The sequence below is a fragment of the Mycoplana dimorpha genome (assembly GCF_003046475.1).
Taxonomy (GTDB): Bacteria; Pseudomonadota; Alphaproteobacteria; order Rhizobiales; family Rhizobiaceae; genus Mycoplana; species Mycoplana dimorpha.
This window is the reverse complement of sequence record NZ_PZZZ01000004.1, coordinates 157,288-177,515: the sequence shown is the minus strand read 5'-3', so window position 1 is coordinate 177,515 and position 20,228 is coordinate 157,288. Positions and strand designations below refer to the sequence as shown.

Annotated in this window: 23 protein-coding genes; 17 read left to right on the top strand and 6 right to left on the bottom strand. The window is 64.3% G+C overall.

Features of this window, described 5'->3' with window-relative positions; all coding sequences use genetic code 11:
• Nucleotides 1-176: 176 nt before the first annotated feature.
• Nucleotides 177-1,367: a cystathionine beta-lyase gene (locus C7449_RS11000; protein WP_108002856.1), complete on the top strand. Its 1,191-nt coding sequence runs from the start codon at nt 177-179 to the stop codon at nt 1,365-1,367.
• Nucleotides 1,368-1,433: 66 nt separating this feature from the next.
• Here the strand turns inward: C7449_RS11000 and C7449_RS10995 are convergent, their stop codons facing one another.
• Together C7449_RS10995 and C7449_RS10990 are read right to left on the bottom strand one after the other, a co-directional pair.
• A complete protein-coding gene (locus C7449_RS10995) occupies nt 1,434-2,600 on the bottom strand; it encodes an FAD-dependent oxidoreductase (protein WP_108002855.1) in 1,167 nt (388 codons plus the stop codon).
• Nucleotides 2,601-2,626: 26 nt separating this feature from the next.
• Complete coding sequence (locus tag C7449_RS10990) at nt 2,627-2,872, bottom strand: zinc-finger domain-containing protein (RefSeq protein WP_108002854.1); 246 nt, start codon at nt 2,870-2,872, stop codon at nt 2,627-2,629.
• 172 nt (nt 2,873-3,044) lie between these two features.
• On the opposite strand from C7449_RS10990, the gene C7449_RS10985 reads away from it, so the two are divergent.
• From C7449_RS10985 to C7449_RS10950, 8 genes are all read left to right on the top strand, one after another.
• Complete coding sequence (locus C7449_RS10985; protein WP_108002853.1) at nt 3,045-3,830, top strand: alpha/beta fold hydrolase; 786 nt, start codon at nt 3,045-3,047, stop codon at nt 3,828-3,830.
• Nucleotides 3,831-3,946: 116 nt separating this feature from the next.
• On the top strand, nt 3,947-4,780 hold the full coding sequence (gene cysE / locus C7449_RS10980) for a serine O-acetyltransferase (protein WP_108002852.1): 834 nt from the start codon (nt 3,947-3,949) through the stop codon (nt 4,778-4,780).
• A 93-nt stretch (nt 4,781-4,873) separates the two neighbouring features.
• The gene (locus tag C7449_RS10975) at nt 4,874-5,077 is read left to right on the top strand and encodes a DUF3126 family protein (RefSeq protein WP_108002851.1); all 204 of its coding nucleotides are present in this window, start codon (nt 4,874-4,876) and stop codon (nt 5,075-5,077) included.
• 170 nt (nt 5,078-5,247) lie between these two features.
• Nucleotides 5,248-5,601: a phasin family protein gene (locus C7449_RS10970; protein WP_108002850.1), complete on the top strand. Its 354-nt coding sequence runs from the start codon at nt 5,248-5,250 to the stop codon at nt 5,599-5,601.
• A 244-nt stretch (nt 5,602-5,845) separates the two neighbouring features.
• Entirely contained in the window at nt 5,846-6,196 is a 351-nt protein-coding gene (clpS, locus tag C7449_RS10965; protein ID WP_108003189.1) for an ATP-dependent Clp protease adapter ClpS, read from the top strand.
• Between the two features lie 9 nt (nt 6,197-6,205).
• Entirely contained in the window at nt 6,206-8,698 is a 2,493-nt protein-coding gene (gene clpA, locus C7449_RS10960) for an ATP-dependent Clp protease ATP-binding subunit ClpA (protein ID WP_170115861.1), read from the top strand.
• Nucleotides 8,699-8,769: 71 nt separating this feature from the next.
• Entirely contained in the window at nt 8,770-9,516 is a 747-nt protein-coding gene (locus C7449_RS10955; RefSeq protein ID WP_108002849.1) for an AzlC family ABC transporter permease, read from the top strand.
• Nucleotides 9,513-9,854: an AzlD domain-containing protein gene (locus tag C7449_RS10950; RefSeq protein WP_108002848.1), complete on the top strand. Its 342-nt coding sequence runs from the start codon at nt 9,513-9,515 to the stop codon at nt 9,852-9,854. Before C7449_RS10955 ends, C7449_RS10950 begins: the two co-directional genes overlap by 4 nt.
• Before the next feature lie 31 nt (nt 9,855-9,885).
• Here C7449_RS10950 and C7449_RS10945 read toward each other — a convergent pair whose 3' ends face one another.
• From C7449_RS10945 to C7449_RS10930, 4 genes are read right to left on the bottom strand one after another with little or no spacing between them, the layout of a single operon-like run.
• Nucleotides 9,886-10,311, bottom strand: coding sequence for an HIT family protein (locus tag C7449_RS10945; protein ID WP_108002847.1), 426 nt, complete (start codon nt 10,309-10,311; stop codon nt 9,886-9,888).
• Between the two features lie 38 nt (nt 10,312-10,349).
• Nucleotides 10,350-11,546 (bottom strand): GNAT family N-acetyltransferase, encoded by a 1,197-nt coding sequence (locus C7449_RS10940; RefSeq protein ID WP_108002846.1) that lies wholly within the window; start codon nt 11,544-11,546, stop codon nt 10,350-10,352.
• Between the two features lie 2 nt (nt 11,547-11,548).
• Nucleotides 11,549-12,280, bottom strand: coding sequence for a glycerophosphodiester phosphodiesterase (locus C7449_RS10935; protein ID WP_108002845.1), 732 nt, complete (start codon nt 12,278-12,280; stop codon nt 11,549-11,551).
• A complete protein-coding gene (locus tag C7449_RS10930; RefSeq protein WP_108002844.1) occupies nt 12,280-12,747 on the bottom strand; it encodes a RidA family protein in 468 nt (155 codons plus the stop codon). The genes C7449_RS10935 and C7449_RS10930 overlap by 1 nt, the downstream gene beginning before the upstream one ends.
• Nucleotides 12,748-12,914: 167 nt before the next feature.
• Here C7449_RS10930 and C7449_RS10925 point away from each other — a divergent pair, with 167 nt between their 5' ends.
• From C7449_RS10925 to rseP, 8 genes are all read left to right on the top strand, one after another.
• Nucleotides 12,915-13,742, top strand: a complete 828-nt coding sequence (locus tag C7449_RS10925; protein WP_108002843.1) for a cell envelope integrity EipB family protein — start codon at nt 12,915-12,917, stop codon at nt 13,740-13,742.
• 203 nt (nt 13,743-13,945) lie between these two features.
• A complete protein-coding gene (rpsB, locus tag C7449_RS10920; protein WP_108002842.1) occupies nt 13,946-14,710 on the top strand; it encodes a 30S ribosomal protein S2 in 765 nt (254 codons plus the stop codon).
• Nucleotides 14,711-14,992: 282 nt separating this feature from the next.
• Nucleotides 14,993-15,916 carry a translation elongation factor Ts gene (gene tsf, locus C7449_RS10915; protein ID WP_108002841.1) on the top strand — a complete coding sequence of 308 codons (924 nt, stop codon included), beginning with the start codon at nt 14,993-14,995 and terminating at the stop codon, nt 15,914-15,916.
• Nucleotides 15,917-16,092: 176 nt separating this feature from the next.
• Nucleotides 16,093-16,815 carry a UMP kinase gene (pyrH, locus tag C7449_RS10910; protein WP_108002840.1) on the top strand — a complete coding sequence of 241 codons (723 nt, stop codon included), beginning with the start codon at nt 16,093-16,095 and terminating at the stop codon, nt 16,813-16,815.
• A gap of 57 nt (nt 16,816-16,872) precedes the next feature.
• Entirely contained in the window at nt 16,873-17,433 is a 561-nt protein-coding gene (frr, locus tag C7449_RS10905; RefSeq protein WP_108002839.1) for a ribosome recycling factor, read from the top strand.
• A gap of 43 nt (nt 17,434-17,476) precedes the next feature.
• Nucleotides 17,477-18,220, top strand: a complete 744-nt coding sequence (locus tag C7449_RS10900; RefSeq protein ID WP_108002838.1) for an isoprenyl transferase — start codon at nt 17,477-17,479, stop codon at nt 18,218-18,220.
• Nucleotides 18,220-19,050, top strand: a complete 831-nt coding sequence (locus C7449_RS10895; protein WP_108002837.1) for a phosphatidate cytidylyltransferase — start codon at nt 18,220-18,222, stop codon at nt 19,048-19,050. Before C7449_RS10900 ends, C7449_RS10895 begins: the two co-directional genes overlap by 1 nt.
• Nucleotides 19,051-19,077: 27 nt before the next feature.
• Entirely contained in the window at nt 19,078-20,211 is a 1,134-nt protein-coding gene (gene rseP / locus C7449_RS10890) for an RIP metalloprotease RseP (RefSeq protein ID WP_108002836.1), read from the top strand.
• The last annotated feature ends 17 nt before the right edge of the window (nt 20,212-20,228 follow it).

The following is a 20,228-nucleotide window of genomic DNA, read 5'->3' as shown; positions in this document are numbered from 1 at the left end:
AGAATCATGCGCCAACAAACGTTTTCTCATTGGAGAACTTCCCGCCGGGCAGCGCGCCGATTGCCACACGTCAGCGTTGCGTGATGGGTTCTTCAGGAATTTTGTCTTGACCGCGGAAACCGGCGGGCCGACTAATCCGGATTCATTCGATGCATAAAACCCCCGGAAAGTAAGCGATGAACGACAAAGCAGCAGTGCTCGCCGATGCGGGCGACAATACCCGCCTTGCCCATATTGGAAACGATCCCGCGGAGTTTTACGGCTTCGTCAATCCGCCGGTGGTTCATGCCTCGACCGTGCTGTTTCCCAACGCCGAGACGATGGAGAAGCGGGCCCAGAAATACAGCTACGGCACCCGCGGGACGCCGACCACGGATGCGCTCTGCGACGCCATCAATGAACTGGAGGGATCGGCCGGAACGATCCTGCTGCCGTCGGGGCTGGCGGCCGTCACCGTGCCGTTCCTGGCCTTCCTGTCGGCCGGCGACCACGCGCTGGTGGTCGATTCGGTCTACAGCCCCACCCGCCACTTCTGCGACACGATGCTCCGCCGGCTGGGCGTTACGGTCGAGTATTACGATCCGGCCGCAGGCGCCGACATCGCCCGGCTGATGAAGCCGAACACGAAGCTCGTCCACACCGAGGCGCCCGGCTCCAACACCTTCGAGATGCAGGATATTCGCGCGATCGCCGATGCGGCCCACAAGGGCGGGGCGATCGTCACGATGGACAACACGTGGGCGACGCCGCTCTACTTCAAGCCGCTCGACCACGGCGTCGACATCTCCATCCACGCGGCGACGAAATACCCGGCCGGCCACTCCGACGTCCTGTTCGGCACCGCCTCGGCCAATGCCGCCCACTGGCCGCAGCTCTGGGAGGGCAATTTCGCGCTCGGGATCTGCGGCTCGCCGGATGATTCGTACCAGATCCTGCGCGGCCTGCGGACGATGGGCGTGCGGCTGGAGCGCCATCAGGAAACGGCGTTGCGGCTCGCCGAATGGCTGGAGGGGATGGACGGCGTCACGCGCGTGCTGCACCCGGCGCTGCCGAGCTTTCCCGGCCATGCGCTCTGGAAGCGCGACTTCAAGGGCTCCAGCGGCATCTTTTCCATCGTGCTCGATGCCGGCAGCCCGGACCGTTTCCGCGCAAAAGCGCACGCCTTCCTGGACGCTCTGCGCATCTTCGGCCTCGGCTACTCCTGGGGCGGCTACGAGAGCCTGGCGGTGCACGTCAACCTCAACGACCGCACGGTCTGCACGGCCCCGAAGGAAGGTCCGGTGCTGCGCCTGCAGATTGGGCTCGAGGACATTGCCGATATCCGGGCCGACATCGAACGCGGACTGGCCGCGGCGGCCGCTGTCTGACGGTCCGGCTCGGACGCTTGCGCCTGCCCAGAGATAGCGAGAAGCAGAAGCCGCGGCATCGCGGCTTCAGATGGCCGGGCGATAGCCGTAGAGCCAGTCGAAATCGGCGGCCAGGCTTGCCTGGCTGCGCAGCGCCAGCACCGCGTCGCGCGCCAGCGCGATCGGCCCACGGGCGTGGTAGGCGAAGCGGTTGAAGTCGGCGCGGGCCCGGACCCGGCGCAACCGCTTGCGCCGGGCGGTCTCGAAGGCGGCCAGCGCGATGTTCGCATCGGCAGCGCCTGCCACCGCGGCGGCGAGTTCGGCGGCATCCTCGATCGCCATGGCGGCTCCCTGCGCGGCAAAGGGCGTGGTCGCGTGGGCGGCATCGCCGATCAGGATCAGGCCGTTGCCGTCGAACCAGCGTCCATCCCCGCATTCGTAGAGCGGCCAGGCCAGCGGCGCGTCGGCATTGCGCAGGAGCGCCACGATCGCTTCATTCCAGCCCGAGAAGGCTTCGACCCGCAGAGCAGCGCCCGCCGCTGCGGGGGGCGTCGACCAGTCGTGCCGGCCCGCCGGTCCCTGGTGGATGGCGACCAGATTGAACGCCTTGGCCTCGAGTAGCGGGTAGGCAACGAGATGGGCCGAGGGACCGACCCAGGCGGTGACGCAACGGGCGTCAAGAAAATGAGGGGCGCTTGCGAACGGCACCGAAAAGCGCCACGCGATGTAGCCGCTGAAGCGGGCCGGGGCTGCTCCCGGCACGGCGGTGCGCATCGTCGACCAGACGCCATCGGCGGCGATCGTCAGGTCCAGCTGCGCTGCTATGGCAGCGGCCAATGCTGCGCCATCATACCGATCGATCCGTTTCCCGAGATCGAGACTTATAAGCGGGTCGGCCCGCACGGCATCGAGAAGGACGTTCTGCAGGGTGGCCCGATGCAGTACGCCGTATGGAAAGTGCCAGCGTCGTCGCGCATCGACACCGACCGGGACGGCCGTCAGGGGTTTCAACGTCCGGCCTGACGCGAGCACGACGCGATCAGGCTCGAGCCATTGGGCTTCAAGGGCGGAGAGGAGGCCGAGCGTGGCGAGGACGGTGGTGGCGTTCGGCGACAGTTGCAGGCCGGCGCCGACCTCTTCGAGGCGGTCGGCCTGCTCGAACAGGTGGACCTTGATGCCCTTGCGGGCGAGGCACAGCGCCGCCGCCAAGCCGGCGATACCGGCGCCGACGATTGCGACCGTTCGCACGGTCATCGCCGCGACGCCGCAGAGCACATCGATCAGGCCACCTGATTGGCGAAGGTGCAGCCGACCGGATTCGTCTGATGCGGCTTGAGCGTCGGATTGTAGCGGTACAGCGTCGAGCAGTAGCCGCAGACCTTCTCGTTGTCGTCGCCCATGTCGATGAAGATGTGCGGGTGGTCGAAGGGAACGGAGGCGCCGACGCACATGAATTCCTTGACGCCGATCTCGATCACGGAATGTCCGCCGTCGTTCTGGAAGTGGGGAATGCTGTGGCCGGCCATAGGGGTACTCCGAAGTCGAAGGTCGATTTTGCGCCGGACCATATAGGGCTTGCCCGAAAAAGTGTAGCGGCAAAAGCGCGGCAAAGTTCGACAAATAGTGCCGCTAAACGTTTCCACGGCGGCAAAAGCGGTCTATGAGCGGGCCGCTTTGATCAAATGGCAGAGGCGCGCGATGAACCTCAATCCTCCCTCTTTTTCCCGGTTTCGTCACGACGGCCTGGAACTCGCCTATTTCGACGAGGGCGACCCATCCGGCGCGCCGGTGCTACTGATCCACGGATTCGCGTCGAGCGCCACCGTCAACTGGGTCAATCCCGGCTGGTTGAAGACGATTGGCGAGGCCGGCTATCGCGTGATCGGCATCGACAATCGCGGTCACGGCGCGAGCGACAAGCCGCACGATCCGGCGCTCTACCATCCGCCGCAAATGGCCGCGGATGCGGCGGCCCTGCTCAGTCACCTCGGCATATCCGAGGCGCACGTGATGGGGTATTCCATGGGTGCGCGCATTACCGCCTTCATGGCGCTTGCCCATCCGCACCGCGTCCGCTCGGTGGTGTTCGGCGGCCTCGGCAGCGGCATGGTGGACGGGGTAGGGGATTGGGACCCGATCGCCGATGCCCTGCTGGCCCCCTCGCTCGAGGACGTCAGCCATGAGCGCGGGAGCATGTTCCGCGCTTTTGCCGAACAGACGAAATCGGACCGCCGGGCCCTTGCCGCCTGCATCATGACCTCGCGCGATCTGCTTTCGCCGGCCGACATGGCACGCATCGACCAGCCGGCCCTCGTCGCGGTCGGCACCAAGGACGACATCGCCGGCTCCGCGCAGGCGCTTGCCGCACTCATGCCGAATGCGCGTGCTATCGACATCCCCGGGCGCGACCATATGCTGGCCGTCGGAGACAAGGTGTTCAAAAAGGCGGTCCTCGAGTTCTACGCGGAGATTGACCAGCGGTAGTGCGGCGCTTGGCATCAAAACCGGCCGGCCGCTCGGGGGCAGAGCACGCGATGATGCATTTCGCCCGGGAGGCGTTTGCACTATATAATGACGAGGATCGAGAAGGGAGTACGGCGATGGTCGCCACCAGCGAGAAACGCGCGGACGAAAAGCTCAAGGCGATGGACCCGATCTGGGACAGCCTGCAGCAGGAGGCACGCGCCGCAGCGAAAGAGGATCCGCTGCTTGCAGCCTTCCTCTATTCGACGGTCATCAACCAGCCCTCCCTCGAGGCGGCGGTCATCCACCGGGTGTGCGAACGCCTCGATCATCCCGACCTGCAGGCGAACCTTCTTCGCCAGACCTTCGAGGAGATGCAGGCAGCTTCCCCGGAGTGGGGTCCGATGCTGCGCGTCGACATCCAGGCCGTGTATGACCGCGATCCGGCCTGCATCCGTTTCATCGAGGCCGTGCTTTATTTCAAGGGCTTCCACGCGATCCAGACCCACCGACTGGCGCATTGGCTCTACCTGAACGGCAGACGGGATTTTGCGCTGTACCTCCAGAGCCGGTCATCCAGCGTCTTCCAGACCGACATCAATCCGGCAGCCCGCATCGGCAAGGGGATCTTCCTCGATCATGCGACGGGCCTTGTCGTCGGCGAAACCGCCGTGATCGGCGACAACGTGTCGATCCTGCACAATGTGACGCTCGGCGGCACCGGCAAGGAGGGAGGCGACCGTCATCCGAAGATCGACAACGGCGTTCTGATCGGGGCCGGTGCGAAGATCCTTGGCAACATCCATATCGGGCATTGCTCGCGGATTGCCGCCGGTTCCGTGGTGCTGAAGGATGTGCCGCCGAAAACGACCGTCGCCGGCGTGCCGGCCAAGGTCGTCGGCGAGGCCGGCTGCTCCGAGCCGTCGCGGGCGATGGACCAGATCCTGCACGGCGCCGGCTTCGACATCTGAGCGGAAAACCGAGAACGACGTCGGTTCGCGGGTTTACAGCTTCGGGCGCAGGTGCGAGAAGCGGCCAGATCGAACCCATACGGAGACACCATCGTGAAGCCCGAAGAGATCCGGAAGCTTGAGGCCTACTTCAAGCGCAACTTCAACAAGGACATGGTCGTCAAGGCGCGTCCGCGCAAGGACGAGTCCGCCGAGGTCTACCTGGCCGACGAGTTCCTGGGCGTCGTGTTCCGCGACGACGAGGACGGCGAACTGTCCTACAATTTTTCGATGGCGATCCTCGACATCGACCTGTGATCCATCGTTCCTGCGGCGCTAGAGAGCCCGGTGCAGCCGGGTCGTCTTCAACAGCGGGGCGTCATCAAGCAGTTGCGAATGCTCGGTATTGTTGCGATGCGGCATTTCATTGACTTCATTGTGCACCGCATATAACGTGCCGCATCCGGGTGGAACGAAGGAGCAGTTACATGTTCAGTTTCGATGAGGCCAACAAGAAGGGCCAGGAGGCGATGGACACCATGCTGAATAGCTATTCCTCGCTGGCCAAGGGCATGCAGGCGATCGCCACCGAGGCCGCTGACTATTCCAAGAAGTCCTACGAAGAGAGTGTCGCCCACTTCGAGCGGCTCACGAGCGCTGGAAGCCTTGAAGCGGTGATCGAGCTACAGGCCTCCTATGTGAAGAATGCCTGTGAGGCCTACGTTGCGGAAGCGATGAAGATCGGCGAAATGTATTCCGATCTCGCGACGGGAACCTACAAGTCCTACGAGGCTCCCGTTGCCAGAGCGGCGGCTCCGGCCAAGGCCGCCGCAGCTGCCTGATCGTCCGTTTCTGTTACTTTCGAGCCGGCGGTGCGCGAGTGCCGCCGGCTTTTTCATTTGCGCGCTACGGGTTCCGGACAAATTGCCGGCTTTCCTTTCGGGAAGGGTCGATTATCCTTGCAGGACGAAGCGGGGGCCTTAAAATCTGCGAGGAAACCACTAGATTATGTAGATCTGACGACGGCACTCATCGCCGCCGCGGCTCCGCCCCAGGATGGCCGCGCTCACGGAGAATGAACTGGAAATGAATGCGACACCGGTCCGGTTGCAGGGCAATGAAGGAAACGGCGACAGTCCGGGCCGCGGCACTTCGGTCATTGCCCGGACGAAGCCGAAGATCAAGAAGCCAAGCCTCTATCGGGTGCTGCTTCTCAATGATGACTACACGCCGATGGAGTTCGTGATCCATATCCTGGAACGTTTCCTCCAGAAGGACCGCGAGGCGGCGACCCGTATCATGCTGCATGTGCACAATCATGGCGTGGGTGAGTGCGGTATTTTCACCTACGAGGTTGCCGAAACCAAAGTGACACAGGTGATGGATTTCTCCCGCCAGCACCAGCATCCGCTCCAGTGTGTCATGGAAAAGAAATGAGGAAAGAACGTGCCAACTTTTTCGACCAGTCTTGAGAAAGCGCTTCACCAGGCACTGACGTACGCCAACGAGCGCCACCACGAATATGCAACGCTGGAACACTTGTTGCTGGCGCTGATAGACGATGCCGACGCGGCGGCCGTGATGGGCGCCTGCAACGTCAACCTCGCAGCATTGCGCAAGACGGTCACCGATTACGTCGACAACGACCTCGCCAACCTTGTGACCGGCTACGAAGAGGATTCCAAGCCGACCTCCGGCTTCCAGCGGGTCATCCAGCGCGCCGTCATCCACGTGCAGTCGTCCGGTCGCGAAGAGGTGACCGGCGCCAACGTGCTGGTGGCGATCTTCGCCGAGCGCGAGAGCCACGCCGCCTATTTCCTGCAAGAGCAGGAGATGACCCGCTACGACGCGGTGAACTTCATCTCGCACGGCATCGCAAAGCGGCCCGGCTCCTCCGAGGCGCGAACGGTGCGGGGTGCTGACGAAAATGAGAACGAGCAGAAGCAGCCACGCCAACAGGGCGAGCAGGAAGACGGTGCCAAGAAGCAGGATGCCCTCAGCGCCTATTGCATCAATCTCAACGAGAAGGCCCGGAACGGCAAGATCGATCCGCTGATCGGCCGACATGCCGAGGTCAACCGCACCATTCAGGTGCTCTGCCGCCGCTCCAAGAACAATCCGCTTTATGTCGGCGATCCCGGCGTCGGCAAGACGGCGATCGCCGAAGGGCTGGCCAAGCGCATCGTCGAGAAGAAGGTGCCGGAGGCACTGCAGGACGCGACGATCTTCTCGCTGGACATGGGGACGCTGCTCGCCGGCACCCGCTATCGCGGCGATTTCGAGGAGCGCCTCAAGCAGGTCGTCAAGGAACTCGAGGACTATCCGGGCGCGGTGCTGTTCATCGACGAGATCCACACCGTCATCGGCGCCGGTGCTACCTCCGGTGGCGCGATGGATGCCTCGAACCTGTTGAAGCCGGCGCTGTCCAGCGGGGCGATCCGCTGCATCGGCTCGACCACCTACAAGGAATACCGCCAGTTCTTCGAGAAGGACCGGGCGCTCGTCCGCCGCTTCCAGAAGATCGACGTCAACGAGCCGACGATCGACGACACGATCGAGATCATGAAGGGGCTGAAGCCCTATTTCGAGGACTACCACAAGCTGAAATACTCGAACGAGGCGATCAAGTCGGCCGTCGAGCTGTCGGCGCGCTACATCAACGACCGCAAGCTGCCGGACAAGGCCATCGACGTGATCGACGAGACAGGTGCCGCGCAGATGCTGCTGCCGGCCGGCAAGCGTCGCAAGCTGATCACCGAAAGAGAGATCGAGGCAACGATCGCCACGATGGCGCGCATTCCGCCAAAGTCGGTCTCCAAGGACGACGAGGCGGTTCTTGCCAACCTCGACAAGGAACTTCGCACGGTCGTCTACGGCCAGGACCTGGCGATCGAGGCGCTTGCCTCGGCGATCAAGCTGGCCCGTGCAGGCTTGCGCGAACCCAACAAGCCGATCGGCTGCTATCTGTTCTCGGGCCCGACGGGCGTCGGCAAGACGGAAGTGGCCAAGCAGCTTGCCGCCTCGCTCGGCGTGGAACTGTTGCGCTTCGACATGTCGGAATACATGGAGCGTCACACGGTCTCGCGCCTGATCGGTGCGCCTCCCGGCTATGTGGGCTTTGATCAGGGCGGGCTGTTGACCGACGGCGTCGACCAGCATCCGCATTGCGTGCTGCTGCTGGACGAGATCGAGAAGGCCCATCCGGACCTCTTCAACATCCTGCTGCAGGTCATGGATCACGGCTCGCTGACAGACCACAACGGGAAGAAGGTCGACTTCCGCAACGTCATCCTGATCATGACGACGAACGCGGGCGCCTCGGACATGGCCAAGGCCGCCATCGGCTTCGGCTCGTCCAAGCGCGAGGGCGACGATATGGAGGCGATCAACCGGCTGTTCACGCCGGAGTTCCGCAACCGCCTGGATGCGATCATCCCGTTCGCCTCGCTGCCCACGCCGGTCATCCACCAGGTCGTCCAGAAATTCGTCATGCAGCTCGAGACGCAGCTTGCCGAACGCAACGTCACCTTCGAACTTCAGCCGGAGGCGATCGCATGGCTGGCCGACAAGGGTTATGACGAGAGAATGGGCGCCCGGCCGCTGGCGCGCGTCATCCAGGAGAACATCAAGAAGAAGCTCGCCGACGAAATCCTTTTCGGCAAACTCAAGAAGGGCGGCGTCGTGCGTGTGTCGGTCGGCGTGAAGGAAGACGGAAGCAAGGGCATCCTGCTCGACGCCGTTCCGGAAACCGCGCCGATCAGGCCGAAGGCCGAAATCCCGGCACAGGCGCGCAAGGCGGCGAAGCCCCGGAAGGCCAAGGAGACCGTTGCCGCGGAGACCCCGGCGCGCGGCAAGTCCGGCAAGGCTGGCGAGCCAGATCAGCCAACTCCGCCGACCCGGAAGGGCAGTGCGGTGCCGAAAGTGCCGCGGAAGCGGTGACGCAATAAAGGACGACTGGTGCCGGGCGGGCGATCGCCCGGCATTTTCATGTGCAGGATAGGAATGCGTGAATGGATGCCGAGGTGCGGCTAAGCGAGAAAACGAACCGCTACTGGTTCGTTCAAGGCATGTGCGGCATCTGGAGCGTTCCGGCGGTGATCCTGATGCTTTCCTTCGTCGGTTTCGCCGCTTTCACGGCGGAAGCCGGCGTGCCGGTCGGGCAGGTCATGTTCATGACCGGCATCGTCTGGGCGCTGCCCGCCAAGGTCATCCTGGTCGGCAGCATGCTGTCCGGCGCCAACCTCCTGGCCGCGTTCGTCGCCGTATCCCTGTCCTCGGTGCGGATGATGCCGATGGTCGCCTCGCTCGTGCCCGAACTGCGGGCGCGCACCACGCCGACCTGGCTGCTGCTGATCCTGTCGCATTTCGTGGCGATCACCGCATGGGTGTTTGCCACGGAGCGCATCTCGTCGGTACCGCGCGAACGGCGGGCGGCCTTTTTCGCAGGCTTTGGAGTAACGCTGACGACGGTGAACATCCTGCTCGTCGGCATCGCCTACAATCTGGTGACGCAGATGCCGCCGGTCGTCGCCGGCTGCCTGTTCTTTCTGACCCCGGTCTACTTCCTGACGTCGCTCTGGATTTCGGCGCGCCACCGCGTGATCCACTGGGCGCTGGGAATCGGCCTCGTGCTCGGTATTGTCTTCCACGAGCTTGCGCTGGAGTTCGACATCCTGCTTGCCGGGCTCGTCGGCGGCACGGTCGCCTGGGCGGCCGAGCGCCGGTGGCGGTCGGCGCGGGCAGGGGGTTCCGCATGAGTTTCGAAGGCCTTTGGCCCTATGTCTTCATCGGCATCGCCGGTTGGCTGGCGACCGACATCTGGCGCTGGCTGGGCGTGCTGGCCGGCAACAGGCTCGACGAAGACTCCGAAATGCTGAACTGGGTCAAGGCAGTGGCGACCGCGCTCGTGGCGGCCGTGATTGCCAAGCTGATCGTCTATCCGACCGGCACTCTCCAGGCATCGCCGCTGTGGCTGAGACTGGCCGCAGTCGCTATTGGCGCACTTGCATTTTTCGCCAGCGGTCGCAGGCAGCTTTACGGCATCGTCGCGGCGATCGCCTTCCTGGCCGGCGGCCTGTCGCTCCTCGGCGCCTGAGCGCCAAGGAGTACGGTTTTTCATGTCGGCTTCAGGCGGCCAGCGCGTCGCGCATCTTGCGCGCATTGGCGGCGAGGATCTCCTGGTCCTCCATGGTGCCGGAGTGCGGCTTGAGCGGCACGCCCTCGAACCGGGGGATGACGTGGAAATGCAGGTGGTAGATCGTCTGGCCGGACGCCGGCTCGTTGAACTGGATCACCGTCACCCCGTCGGCCTCGAACGCCTCCTTGGCCGCGATCGCGATCTTCTGCACCACCGGCATCAGCCGCGACAGCGTCGCAGGGTCCGCATCGAGGATGTTGCGTGACGGTACCTTTGGGATGACCAGGGTGTGGCCGGTTCCCTGCGGCATCACGTCCATGAAGGCGAAAGCGTCGTCGTCCTCGTAGATCTTGTGCGCGGGGATCTCGCCGCGCAGGATCTTGGCGAAGATGTTCCCGGGGTCGTAACTCGTCATTTGCAGTCTCCTTGGGTCCGGCTCGTCGGCCGTGTCTGTCAATCGTTGCCGCGCGGCGGCGCGCCGGTCTTGCGGAACGGGCCGTGTTCGGCAAGCCACTCACCGGCCTCGGCGACGTCGCGGCGCTCCCGCTCGAGGTAGTCGGCGACGGCCCGGCGCAGGCCCGGATGGGCGAGATAGTGCGCCGAATGGGTCGTGATCGGCATGTAGCCGCGTGCCAGCTTATGCTCGCCCTGGGCGCCGGCCTCGACGCGCTTCAGGCCGCGGTCGATCGCAAAATCGATCGCCTGGTGGTAGCAGACCTCGAAATGCAGGAAGGGGTGGTCCTCGACGCAGCCCCAGTGGCGGCCGTACAGCGCGTCTTCGCCGATGAAGTTGATGGCGCCGGCGATGTAGCGGCCGGCGCGCCTCGCCATCACCAGCAGGATGTCGTCGGCCATGCGTTCGCCGACCAGGGAATAGAAGCGGCGCGTCAGATAGGGACGCCCCCACTTGCGCCCGCCGGTGTCCATATAGAAGGCGAAGAACTGGTCCCAGATATCCTCGGTGAGGTCGCCGCCGGTCAGCCAGTCGATCTCGATGCCGTTTTCCAGTGCCGCGCGCCGCTCCTTGCGCAGCGCCTTGCGCTTGCGGGAGGCGAGCGTCTCGAGGAATTCGTCGTGCGAGCGATAGCCTGCATTGATGAAATGGAACTGCTGGTCCGTGCGATGCAGGAAGCCCGCGGCCTGCAGGGCGGGCAGTTCGTCCTCCGGCAGGAACGTCACGTGCGCAGACGACAGGTCGTGTCGGAGCGTCAGTTCTCGTAGGCCGGCGGCCAGCGCCTGCCGGACCGGGGCCGGATCGAGACCATGGCGGTGCAGCAGTCTCGGTCCGGTTGCCGGCGTGAAGGGCACCGACGCCTGAAGCTTGGGATAGTACCGGCCGCCGGCGCGCTGGAACGCCTCCGCCCAGCCGTAATCGAAGACGTATTCACCGCGGCTGTGGTTCTTCACGTAAGCTGGCACCGCGCCAAGCAGCGTGCCGTCCTCCTGTTCAAGCAGCAGGTGCTGGCCGAGCCAGCCGGTTTGCGGCGTCGCCGAGTCGGATTCCTCCAGCGACGACAGGAAGGCATGGCTGACGAAGGGATTGTAAGGCGTTCCGGGGCCGCCGCGCGAGGCGCCGGCAAGCCCCGCCCAGTGTTCCGCCGCGATTTCGGCGAAACTCTGGATGACGCGTATCCGGCAGGCGTCGGTCATCGTCAGGCGACCACGGGTTCTCGCGGGTCGAATCCCTCGAACGTCATCTGGTCGGCTTCCTCGCGGGTTCTGTCGATCCCGTCCTGGTCGCGGACGGTCCAGGTGATCACCGGGATCCCGGCCTGCCGCTCCTTGGTGATGAACGGATTGGGCAGGTGAGCGTAGTGATAGGAGATGAAGTCGAGGCCGAGCTGCATGGCTTCCTCGTGGACGAAAAAGGTCTCCGGATCGGTCCCCTCCGCCGTAAGGCCGACCGGCCGGGGCGAGCCGAGTTCCTTGAGCTCCTTCAGTAGCCAATGATCGAAGCTCATCAGCGCCACCGGGCCGTCATAGGCCTCGACCGCCTCGAGGACGCTGGCGGCGAAGCCGTCGTCATCCCCGGCCCGGCCCTTCAGTTCGATGACGAGCGGGACCCGCCCGCCGACGAGCTTGAGCATCTGCGTCAGCGTCGGCACCTTGTCGGCTGTGCCGCCGACCGAAAGCATGCCGAGCTCGACCGAGGTCTTCGCCCGCACGTCGCCGGTGATCGCGCACAAGCGCTCCAGCTGGTCGTCGTGGAACACGACCGGTACGCCGTCGGCCGCGTATTGCAGGTCGCATTCGATCGCATAGCCGGCGTCTACCGCCCGGGAGAATGCGGTCAGCGTGTTCTCCCAGACCGTGCGGTTCAAATCATGCAGGCCGCGATGGGCAATCGGCCGTTCGGTCAGCCACCGGAGGTCATGGCGCGGCATCAGGCGATTTCCATGATGGCGTCGATCTCGACGGCGGCATTCAGCGGCAGTGCTGCCATGCCGACCGCAGCGCGGGCATGCTTGCCGGGCTCGCCAAGCGCAGCGACGAGCAGGTTGGAGGCCCCGTTGATGACGAGGTGCTGTTCGACAAAAGTGGGAACGGAAGCCACGAAGCCGTTGATCTTTATGATCCGACGGATGCGGGACAGGTCGCCGCCGAGCGCCGCCTTGGCTTGGGCCAGAAGGTTGATGGCGCACAGCTCGGCCGCCTTCTGGCCGGTTGCAACGTCGACGTCATTGCCGAGATGGCCGGTGACGGCGATCTTGCCGCCATCGATCGGCAGCTGGCCGGATATGTGCAGGATCGAGCCGCTGATCACGTAGGGCACGTAGTTGGCGGCCGGAGCGGCGGCCGTCGGGATCGTGTAGCCCAGTTCCTTTACCCGGTTCTCGATTTCAGCGGACATTCTTCTCTCCCCATGCGAATTCTGCGTTTCAGCGCGGCATGCCGGTGTCGTGCAAGGCTGCCTCGATTGAGTTTCCTGCTATAATAGGGCATGCAGAGGCTCTGACGCCTCGCTCTTGCCGGAACTGTTCTTATAACATCTAGGCGGAGTTCAACAGGAGGAAACGGATGTTTCGCTCAACCTTTGTCCCGGCCCTTTCCGCCGCGACATGCCTGGCGGCGCTGCTGCCCGGTCCCGTTTCCGCGGCCACGGCGGTCGGCCTCGCACCGCATCGCGCCGTCTACGACCTGCAACTGAAGGATGCCTCCGAACGGTCCGGCATTGCGGGCATGTACGGGCGCATGGTTTACGAATTCAACGGCAATCCTTGCGACGGCTACACCGTGAGCTTCCGCTTCGTCACCCAGGTCAACACCGGGGAAGAGACGCGGGTGACCGACCAACAGACGACGACCTATGAGGACCTGAGGAACAAGAGTTTCCGCTTCCTCACCCGTTCCTTCACCGATGACAAGTTGGACAAGGAAGTCCGCGGCAGCGCACGCGACGACAAGAAGGGCGTCAATGTGGAGCTGACCTCGCCCGACCCGAAGGCGGTGGAACTGGCGGAAAGCATCTTCCCGACCGAACACATGCTGGAGGTGATCGACCGCGCCCGAAAGGGCGAGCGGTTCTTCGAGGCGCGAATCTTCGACGGCTCCGATTCCGGAGACAAGACGCTGATGACGACCACCGTGCTCGGCAACAGGCAGATGCCCGAGGCCGGAGACGTTGACGCGGCCCAGGCCGGATCCTTCGCGAAGCAGGCCTATTGGCCGGTCACCATCGCCTATTACGACGATGTGGCGAAAGGCGACGCCCTGCCGGTCTACAGGATGTCGTTCAAGCTCTACGAGAACGGCATCACGCGCGATCTGACCATGGACTACGGCGACTTCGTGCTGACCGGCAAGCTGGCCAATCTCGAGGTCTTCAAGAGCACCGAGTGCAAGTAGCCCTGGACCTGCCGCCCGCTGCGGCGTTTCGGCTTTTTCGCCGGGCCGGTCTTGATTTCGGGGGCGACTGCGGTTAAGGCCACCGCATTCCACACGTGAGGCATGGGGCGTCCGGGAGAAATCCGGTGCGTTCCGCCGGTGGCAGGGCCGATGGGTTCTGCTGTTCGCCTTGCGGAGGTTCAACCGGAAAAGGAGAATAAGGCATGGCATTGCCCGATTTCAGCATGCGCCAGCTTCTGGAAGCTGGTGTTCACTTCGGCCACCAGACCCACCGCTGGAACCCGAAGATGAAGCCGTACATCTTCGGCGACCGCAGCAACGTCCACATCATCGACCTCGCCCAGACCGTGCCGCTGCTCAACCGCGCGCTGCAGGTCATCAGCGACACCGTGGCCGGCGGCGGCCGCGTCCTCTTCGTCGGCACCAAGCGCCAGGCATCGGAAATCATCGCCGACGCCGCCAAGCGTTCGGCCCAGTACTACGTCAATGCCCGCTGGCTCGGCGGCATGCTGACCAACTGGAAGACGATCTCCAACTCGATCCAGCGGCTTCGCAAGCTCGACGACATCCTGGCCTCGGAAGCCTCCGGCTTCACCAAGAAGGAACGCCTGAACCTCGAGCGCGAGCGCGAAAAGCTGGACAAGGCTCTCGGCGGCATCAAGGACATGGGCGGCACGCCCGACCTGATGTTCATCATCGACACCAACAAGGAGTCGATCGCGATCCAGGAAGCCAAGCGTCTCGGCATCCCGGTCGTCGCCATCATCGACAGCAACTGCGATCCGGATCCGATCGACTATCCGATCCCGGGCAACGACGATGCGTCGCGCGCCATCGCACTCTACTGCGATCTGGTCGCCCGTGCCGCCATCGACGGCATCGCCCGCCAGCAGGGCGCTTCGGGCCGTGACATCGGCGCCTCCGCCGAAGTTCCGGTCGAGCCGGCACTGAACGAGGCCGAAGCCTGAGCAGGGCAGGGCGCGAAACATCGTCCTAGGTATTGATCGGACAAGGCCGTTTCTCGCCGGAAGGTCGAACGGCCTTGTCGCTTTTGCGACGGGAATGCGGACGGCGTTGCCGCTGGCGAGCCGGCCTGTCATCATCCTGTAACGCGCAATGAATTGGCTGCCGCCACGGTGGATGCCCCCCGCGGCATAAGGCGCCGAACGAAATGAAATCGCGCATCGCAACGGTACGGCTCTTAAGTGAGCGGCCGGCGCGAGGCGCAGAAACCGCGAAGAGGCGAGACGATGGAAATCACTGCAGCAATGGTGAAGGAACTGCGCGAGAAGTCCGGCGCAGGCATGATGGATTGCAAGAAGGCGCTTGCTGAGACCAACGGCGACATGGAAGCGGCGATCGACTGGCTGCGCGCCAAGGGCATCGCCAAGGCCGACAAGAAGTCGGGCCGCACGGCTGCCGAAGGCCTGGTCGCCATCGTCAGCGGCGGCGTCAGGGCCGTGGCCGTCGAGATCAACTCGGAGACCGACTTCGTCGCCCGTAACGAGGCCTTCCAGGATCTCGTCCGCGGCGTCGCCAACGTGGCACTGAGCACCGACGGCAGCGTCGAGGCGATTGCCAAGGCCGCATATCCGGCGACCGGCAAGTCCGTCGAAGACACGATCAAGGACGCGATCGCCACCATCGGTGAGAACATGACGCTTCGCCGTTCGGCACTGCTGACGGTCGAAGACGGCGTAGTTGCAACCTACATCCACAACGCTGCCGGCGACGGTATCGGCAAGCTCGGCGTGCTCGTCGCGCTGAAATCGACCGGCGACAAGGAAGCGCTGAACGCTATCGGCCGTCAGGTCGCCATGCACATCGCTGCGACGAACCCGCTGGCGATCCGCGCCGAAGAAGTCGATGCGGCTGTTGCCGAACGCGAGCGCAACGTCTTCATCGAGCAGTCCCGCGCCTCGGGCAAGCCGGACAAGATCATCGAGAAGATGGTCGAAGGCCGCATGCGCAAGTTCTTCGAGGAGGTCGCGCTGCTGTCCCAGGCGTTCGTCATCAACCCGGAGATCACCGTCGGTCAGGCGATCAAGGATGCCGAGAAGGCCGCCGGCGCGCCGATCGAAGTTACCGGCATGGCCCGCCTCCTGCTCGGCGAAGGCGTCGAGAAGGAAGAATCGGACTTCGCAGCCGAAGTCGCGGCTGCCGCCAAGGGCTGATTTCTTTACCCGATCCGGGAAAAACCGAGGGCATCGCGTGACAACGCGGTGCCCTTCGTGTATCCGGCTGACGGCGAAACGCGCCAGCCTCTGACAGCGCCGCGGCATGCGGCCTGGCGCATAGCAGCAGCCTCCGCTTCGCCGTGACGTCCAGAACAACCAGCCCAGGAGCGCCAATGTCCGCCAAACCTCTCTACAAACGCGTTCTGCTGAAGGCATCGGGTGAGGCGCTGATGGGCTCGCAAGGGTTCGGCATCGACGTCGCCGTCGCCGACCGAATGGCCGGCGACATCGCCGAAGCGCGGGCGCTCGGGGTCGAGGTCGGCGTGGTGGTCGGCGGCGGCAACATCTTCCGCGGCGTCGCGGTCGCCTCCAAGGGCGGCGACCGGGTGACGGGCGACCACATGGGCATGCTCGCCACCGTGATCAACGCGCTGGCACTGGCCACCTCACTGCGCAAGCTCGACATCGACACCGTCGTCCTTTCGGCAATCGCGATGCCGGAGATCTGCGAAAGCTTTTCGCAGCGTGCGACCCTTCACCACCTTGCGCAGGGGCGCGTGGTGATCTTCGCCGGCGGTACGGGCAATCCGTTCTTCACCACCGATTCCGCCGCAGCCCTGCGGGCCGCCGAAATCGGCGCCGAGGCAATCTTCAAGGGAACCCAGGTCGACGGCATCTACTCTGCGGACCCCAAGAAGTTTCCCGATGCGACGCGATTCGAGCGCTTGACGCACAACGAGGTCCTTGAGAAAGGTCTTGCGGTGATGGATGTGGCCGCAGTGGCGCTGGCGCGTGAAAATTCGATCCCGATCGTCGTCTTCTCGATCCACGAGAAGGGCGGGTTCGCGCAGATATTGACCGGTGGCGGCCGCGGTACCATCGTGTCCGACAACTAATTTCCGAAAACGGCGCCCGCGGGTGTATCGTTTCTCAACTGCCAGGAGTTCCATACCATGAGTGAAGGTGTCGACCTGAAGGAACTGAAGCGCCGCATGGACGGCGCCATTTCCGCGTTCAAGCACGATGTCGCCTCGCTGCGTACCGGCCGAGCCTCGGCCAACGTCCTCGATCCGGTGACGGTCGAAGCCTACGGGTCGCGCATGCCGCTGAACCAGGTGGCGAACATCACCGTGCCCGAGCCGCGCATGCTGGCCGTCTCCGTCTGGGACAAGTCGATGGTCAACGCCGTCGACCGGGCGATCCGCGAGTCCAATCTCGGGCTGAACCCGATCATCGACGGCCAGAACCTGCGCATCCCGCTTCCGGAGCTGAACGAGGAGCGCCGCCGCTCGCTGGCCAAGCTCGCCCACGACTATGCCGAAAAGGCCAAGGTGGCGATTCGCCATGTGCGCCGCGACGGCATGGACGACCTTAAGAAAGCCGAGAAGGACGGCGATATCGGACAGGATGTCAGCCGCAGCCAGTCGGAGAAAGTCCAGAAAATGACCGACGAGATGATTTCCGAGGTCGATCGCTTGCTTGCCGAGAAGGAAAAGGAAATCATGCAGGTCTAGCCGCAGGCCGGCCTGGTTTCCCGTTTTCTCGCACGGATCGCTGATGACGCAGCATGCTATGAACAACATCCCCAACCACGTTGCCATCATCATGGATGGCAACGGGCGCTGGGCCAATGTTCGCGGCCTGCCGCGCAGCATGGGCCACCGCAAGGGGGTGGAGGCCGTGCGCGAAGCGGTTCGTACCGCGGCCGAGGCGGGTATCGGCTACCTTACGCTGTTTGCCTTCTCCTCCGAAAACTGGAGCAGGCCGGAGAGCGAGGTCAGCGACCTGATGGGGCTTCTCAAGACCTTCATCCGCCGCGACCTCGACAGCCTGCACAGGGAAAATGTCCGCATCCGCGTCATCGGCGATCGCACGAACCTGCGCAGCGACATTCTGCCGTTGCTGCTCGAAGCTGAGGAGCGGACGCGCGACAACACGGCGATAACGCTGGTCATCGCCTTCAACTACGGCTCGCGCGACGAGATCGCCCGGGCGATGCGCTCGATCGCAGGCGACGTCGCCGCCGGGCTGCTGCATCCGGCGGACGTTTCGCCGGATCTGATCTCGGCGCGCCTGGACACGGCCGGAATTCCCGATCCCGACCTGATCATCCGGACAAGCGGCGAGGAGCGGCTGTCCAATTTCCTGCTTTGGCAGGCGGCATATGCGGAGCTGATGTTTATTCCCGATTTCTGGCCCGACTTCACCCGCGCGACGTTCCTTGCTGCGCTTGCGGCCTATGCCGGGCGTGAGCGCCGGTTCGGCGGCGTCCCGGCGGCCACGCTGGCGGTTGGCTCCTGATGAGCAGCGAGCTTCGCCTTCGCATCGCCTCCGGGCTTGTCCTCGCCGTGATCGTGCTGGCCGCCACCTGGGTTGGCGGCTTGCCGTTCCGCCTGCTGTCCGTCCTGATTGCCATGCTCGTGTACTACGAATGGTCGACGATCACGCGGCTGGTAGAGGTGGATTTCCGCGGCAACGCCTTCGGCTGGGCGATCACCGCAATAGCCGGCGGCATGATCGTTCTCGGCGAAGGCGAACTGGCGCTCGTGACCGTCGCCGTCGCCAGCATTCTGTCGTTGCTGCACGCGCTCTGGTCCCGGCGAAGTTTCTGGCTGCCGGGCGGGATCGCCTATGCCGGCCTGACGGCACTTTCGCTTGCCTCCATCCGCGCCGACGACGCCACCGGGCTGATCGCCATGTTGTTCGTCTTCGCGGTGGTGTGGGCTACCGACATCCTGGCCTATTTCGTCGGGCGGGCGATCGGCGGGCCGAAGCTGGCGCCGGCGATCTCGCCGGGCAAGACGTGGTCCGGAGCGATCGGCGGCGCAGTTGCGGCTGTAGTCGCAGGCTGCGGAGTCTACTTGCTTTTCTTTCCGTCCCCGGGCCTGTGGGTGCCGGTCGTCGCATTCGTCCTGTCGGTCTTCAGCCAGGTCGGCGACCTGTTCGAATCGTTCATCAAGCGTCGCTTCGGCGTGAAGGATTCCAGTCGCCTCATTCCCGGCCACGGGGGTGTCATGGACCGCGTCGACGGTCTTGTTTTCGCCTGTTTCGCGGCGTTCCTGTTGGGGTTGGCCGCGACTCACGGCCAGCGGACGGTCGCCTCGACCGGCGCCTTTCTTCTCGGCCTTTGACCCGCCAGCCAAGGAGGCCACGGGACCATGGAACTGCTGCACCAGGCCTTCGGGCTTCTCACAGGGACGATCATTCCGTTCCTCGTCGTGCTGACGCTGATCGTGTTCGTGCATGAGATGGGGCACTATCTCGCCGGCCGGTGGTCCGGGATCGGGATTACGGCGTTCTCCGTCGGGTTCGGTCCGGAGATCGCCGGCTTCACCGACCGCCGCGGCACGCGATGGAAACTGTCGGCAATTCCGCTTGGCGGCTACGTGAAATTCCTCGGCGACGAGGACGCCGCCTCAACGCCCGACTACGAGAAGTTCAATCGCCTGCCGGAAGCCGAGCGGGCCCGCACCTTTCTGGGCGCGGCCCTGTGGAAGCGCGCAGTCACCGTGGCGGCCGGGCCGATCGCGAACTTCATTCTGGCGATCGCCATCTTCAGCGTGGCGTTTGCCCTCTACGGCCGCCCGGTCGCCGACCCGGTCGTAGCCGAAGTACGCGAATCGAGTGCCGCAGCCACCGCCGGCATCCAGCCCGGCGACCTGCTCGTTGCCATCGATGGCGAGCCGGTGCGGACGTTCGAGGACGTGCGCCGCTATGTCAGCGTGCGCCCCGAGACGCCGATCGTCGTGACGATCCGGCGCCACGGCGTCGAGCAGGACCTGCGCATGGTCCCCCAGAAGACGGAACTGACCGACCAGTTCGGCAACCGGATGGAAGTCGGCGTCATCGGCATCGTCACGACGGAGGCAACCGGCAATTTCCGCGTCGTCCATTACGGACCGCTGGAGGCGCTGGAGCAGGGCGCCCTGCAGAGCTGGTATGTGGTGAGCGGAACGTTCGACTATCTCGCCAATGTGGTAACCGGCCGCATGAAGGCCGACCAGATCGGCGGACCGATCCGGGTGGCGCAAGTGTCCGGGCAAATGGCATCGATCGGGGTGGCCGCGTTGCTGCAACTCGCCGCCGTACTGTCTGTTTCCATTGGACTATTGAACCTTATGCCGGTGCCGGTACTTGATGGTGGCCATTTGATGTTCTATGCGATTGAAGCTGTACGGGGCAAACCGATCGGCCCGAGGACGCAGGAAATCGCCTTCCGCATCGGGATGGCGCTGATCCTGATGCTGACGGTGTTTGCGACCTGGAATGATACATTTGGAAGGCTTGGATAGTGCCGCCAGGTACGCCA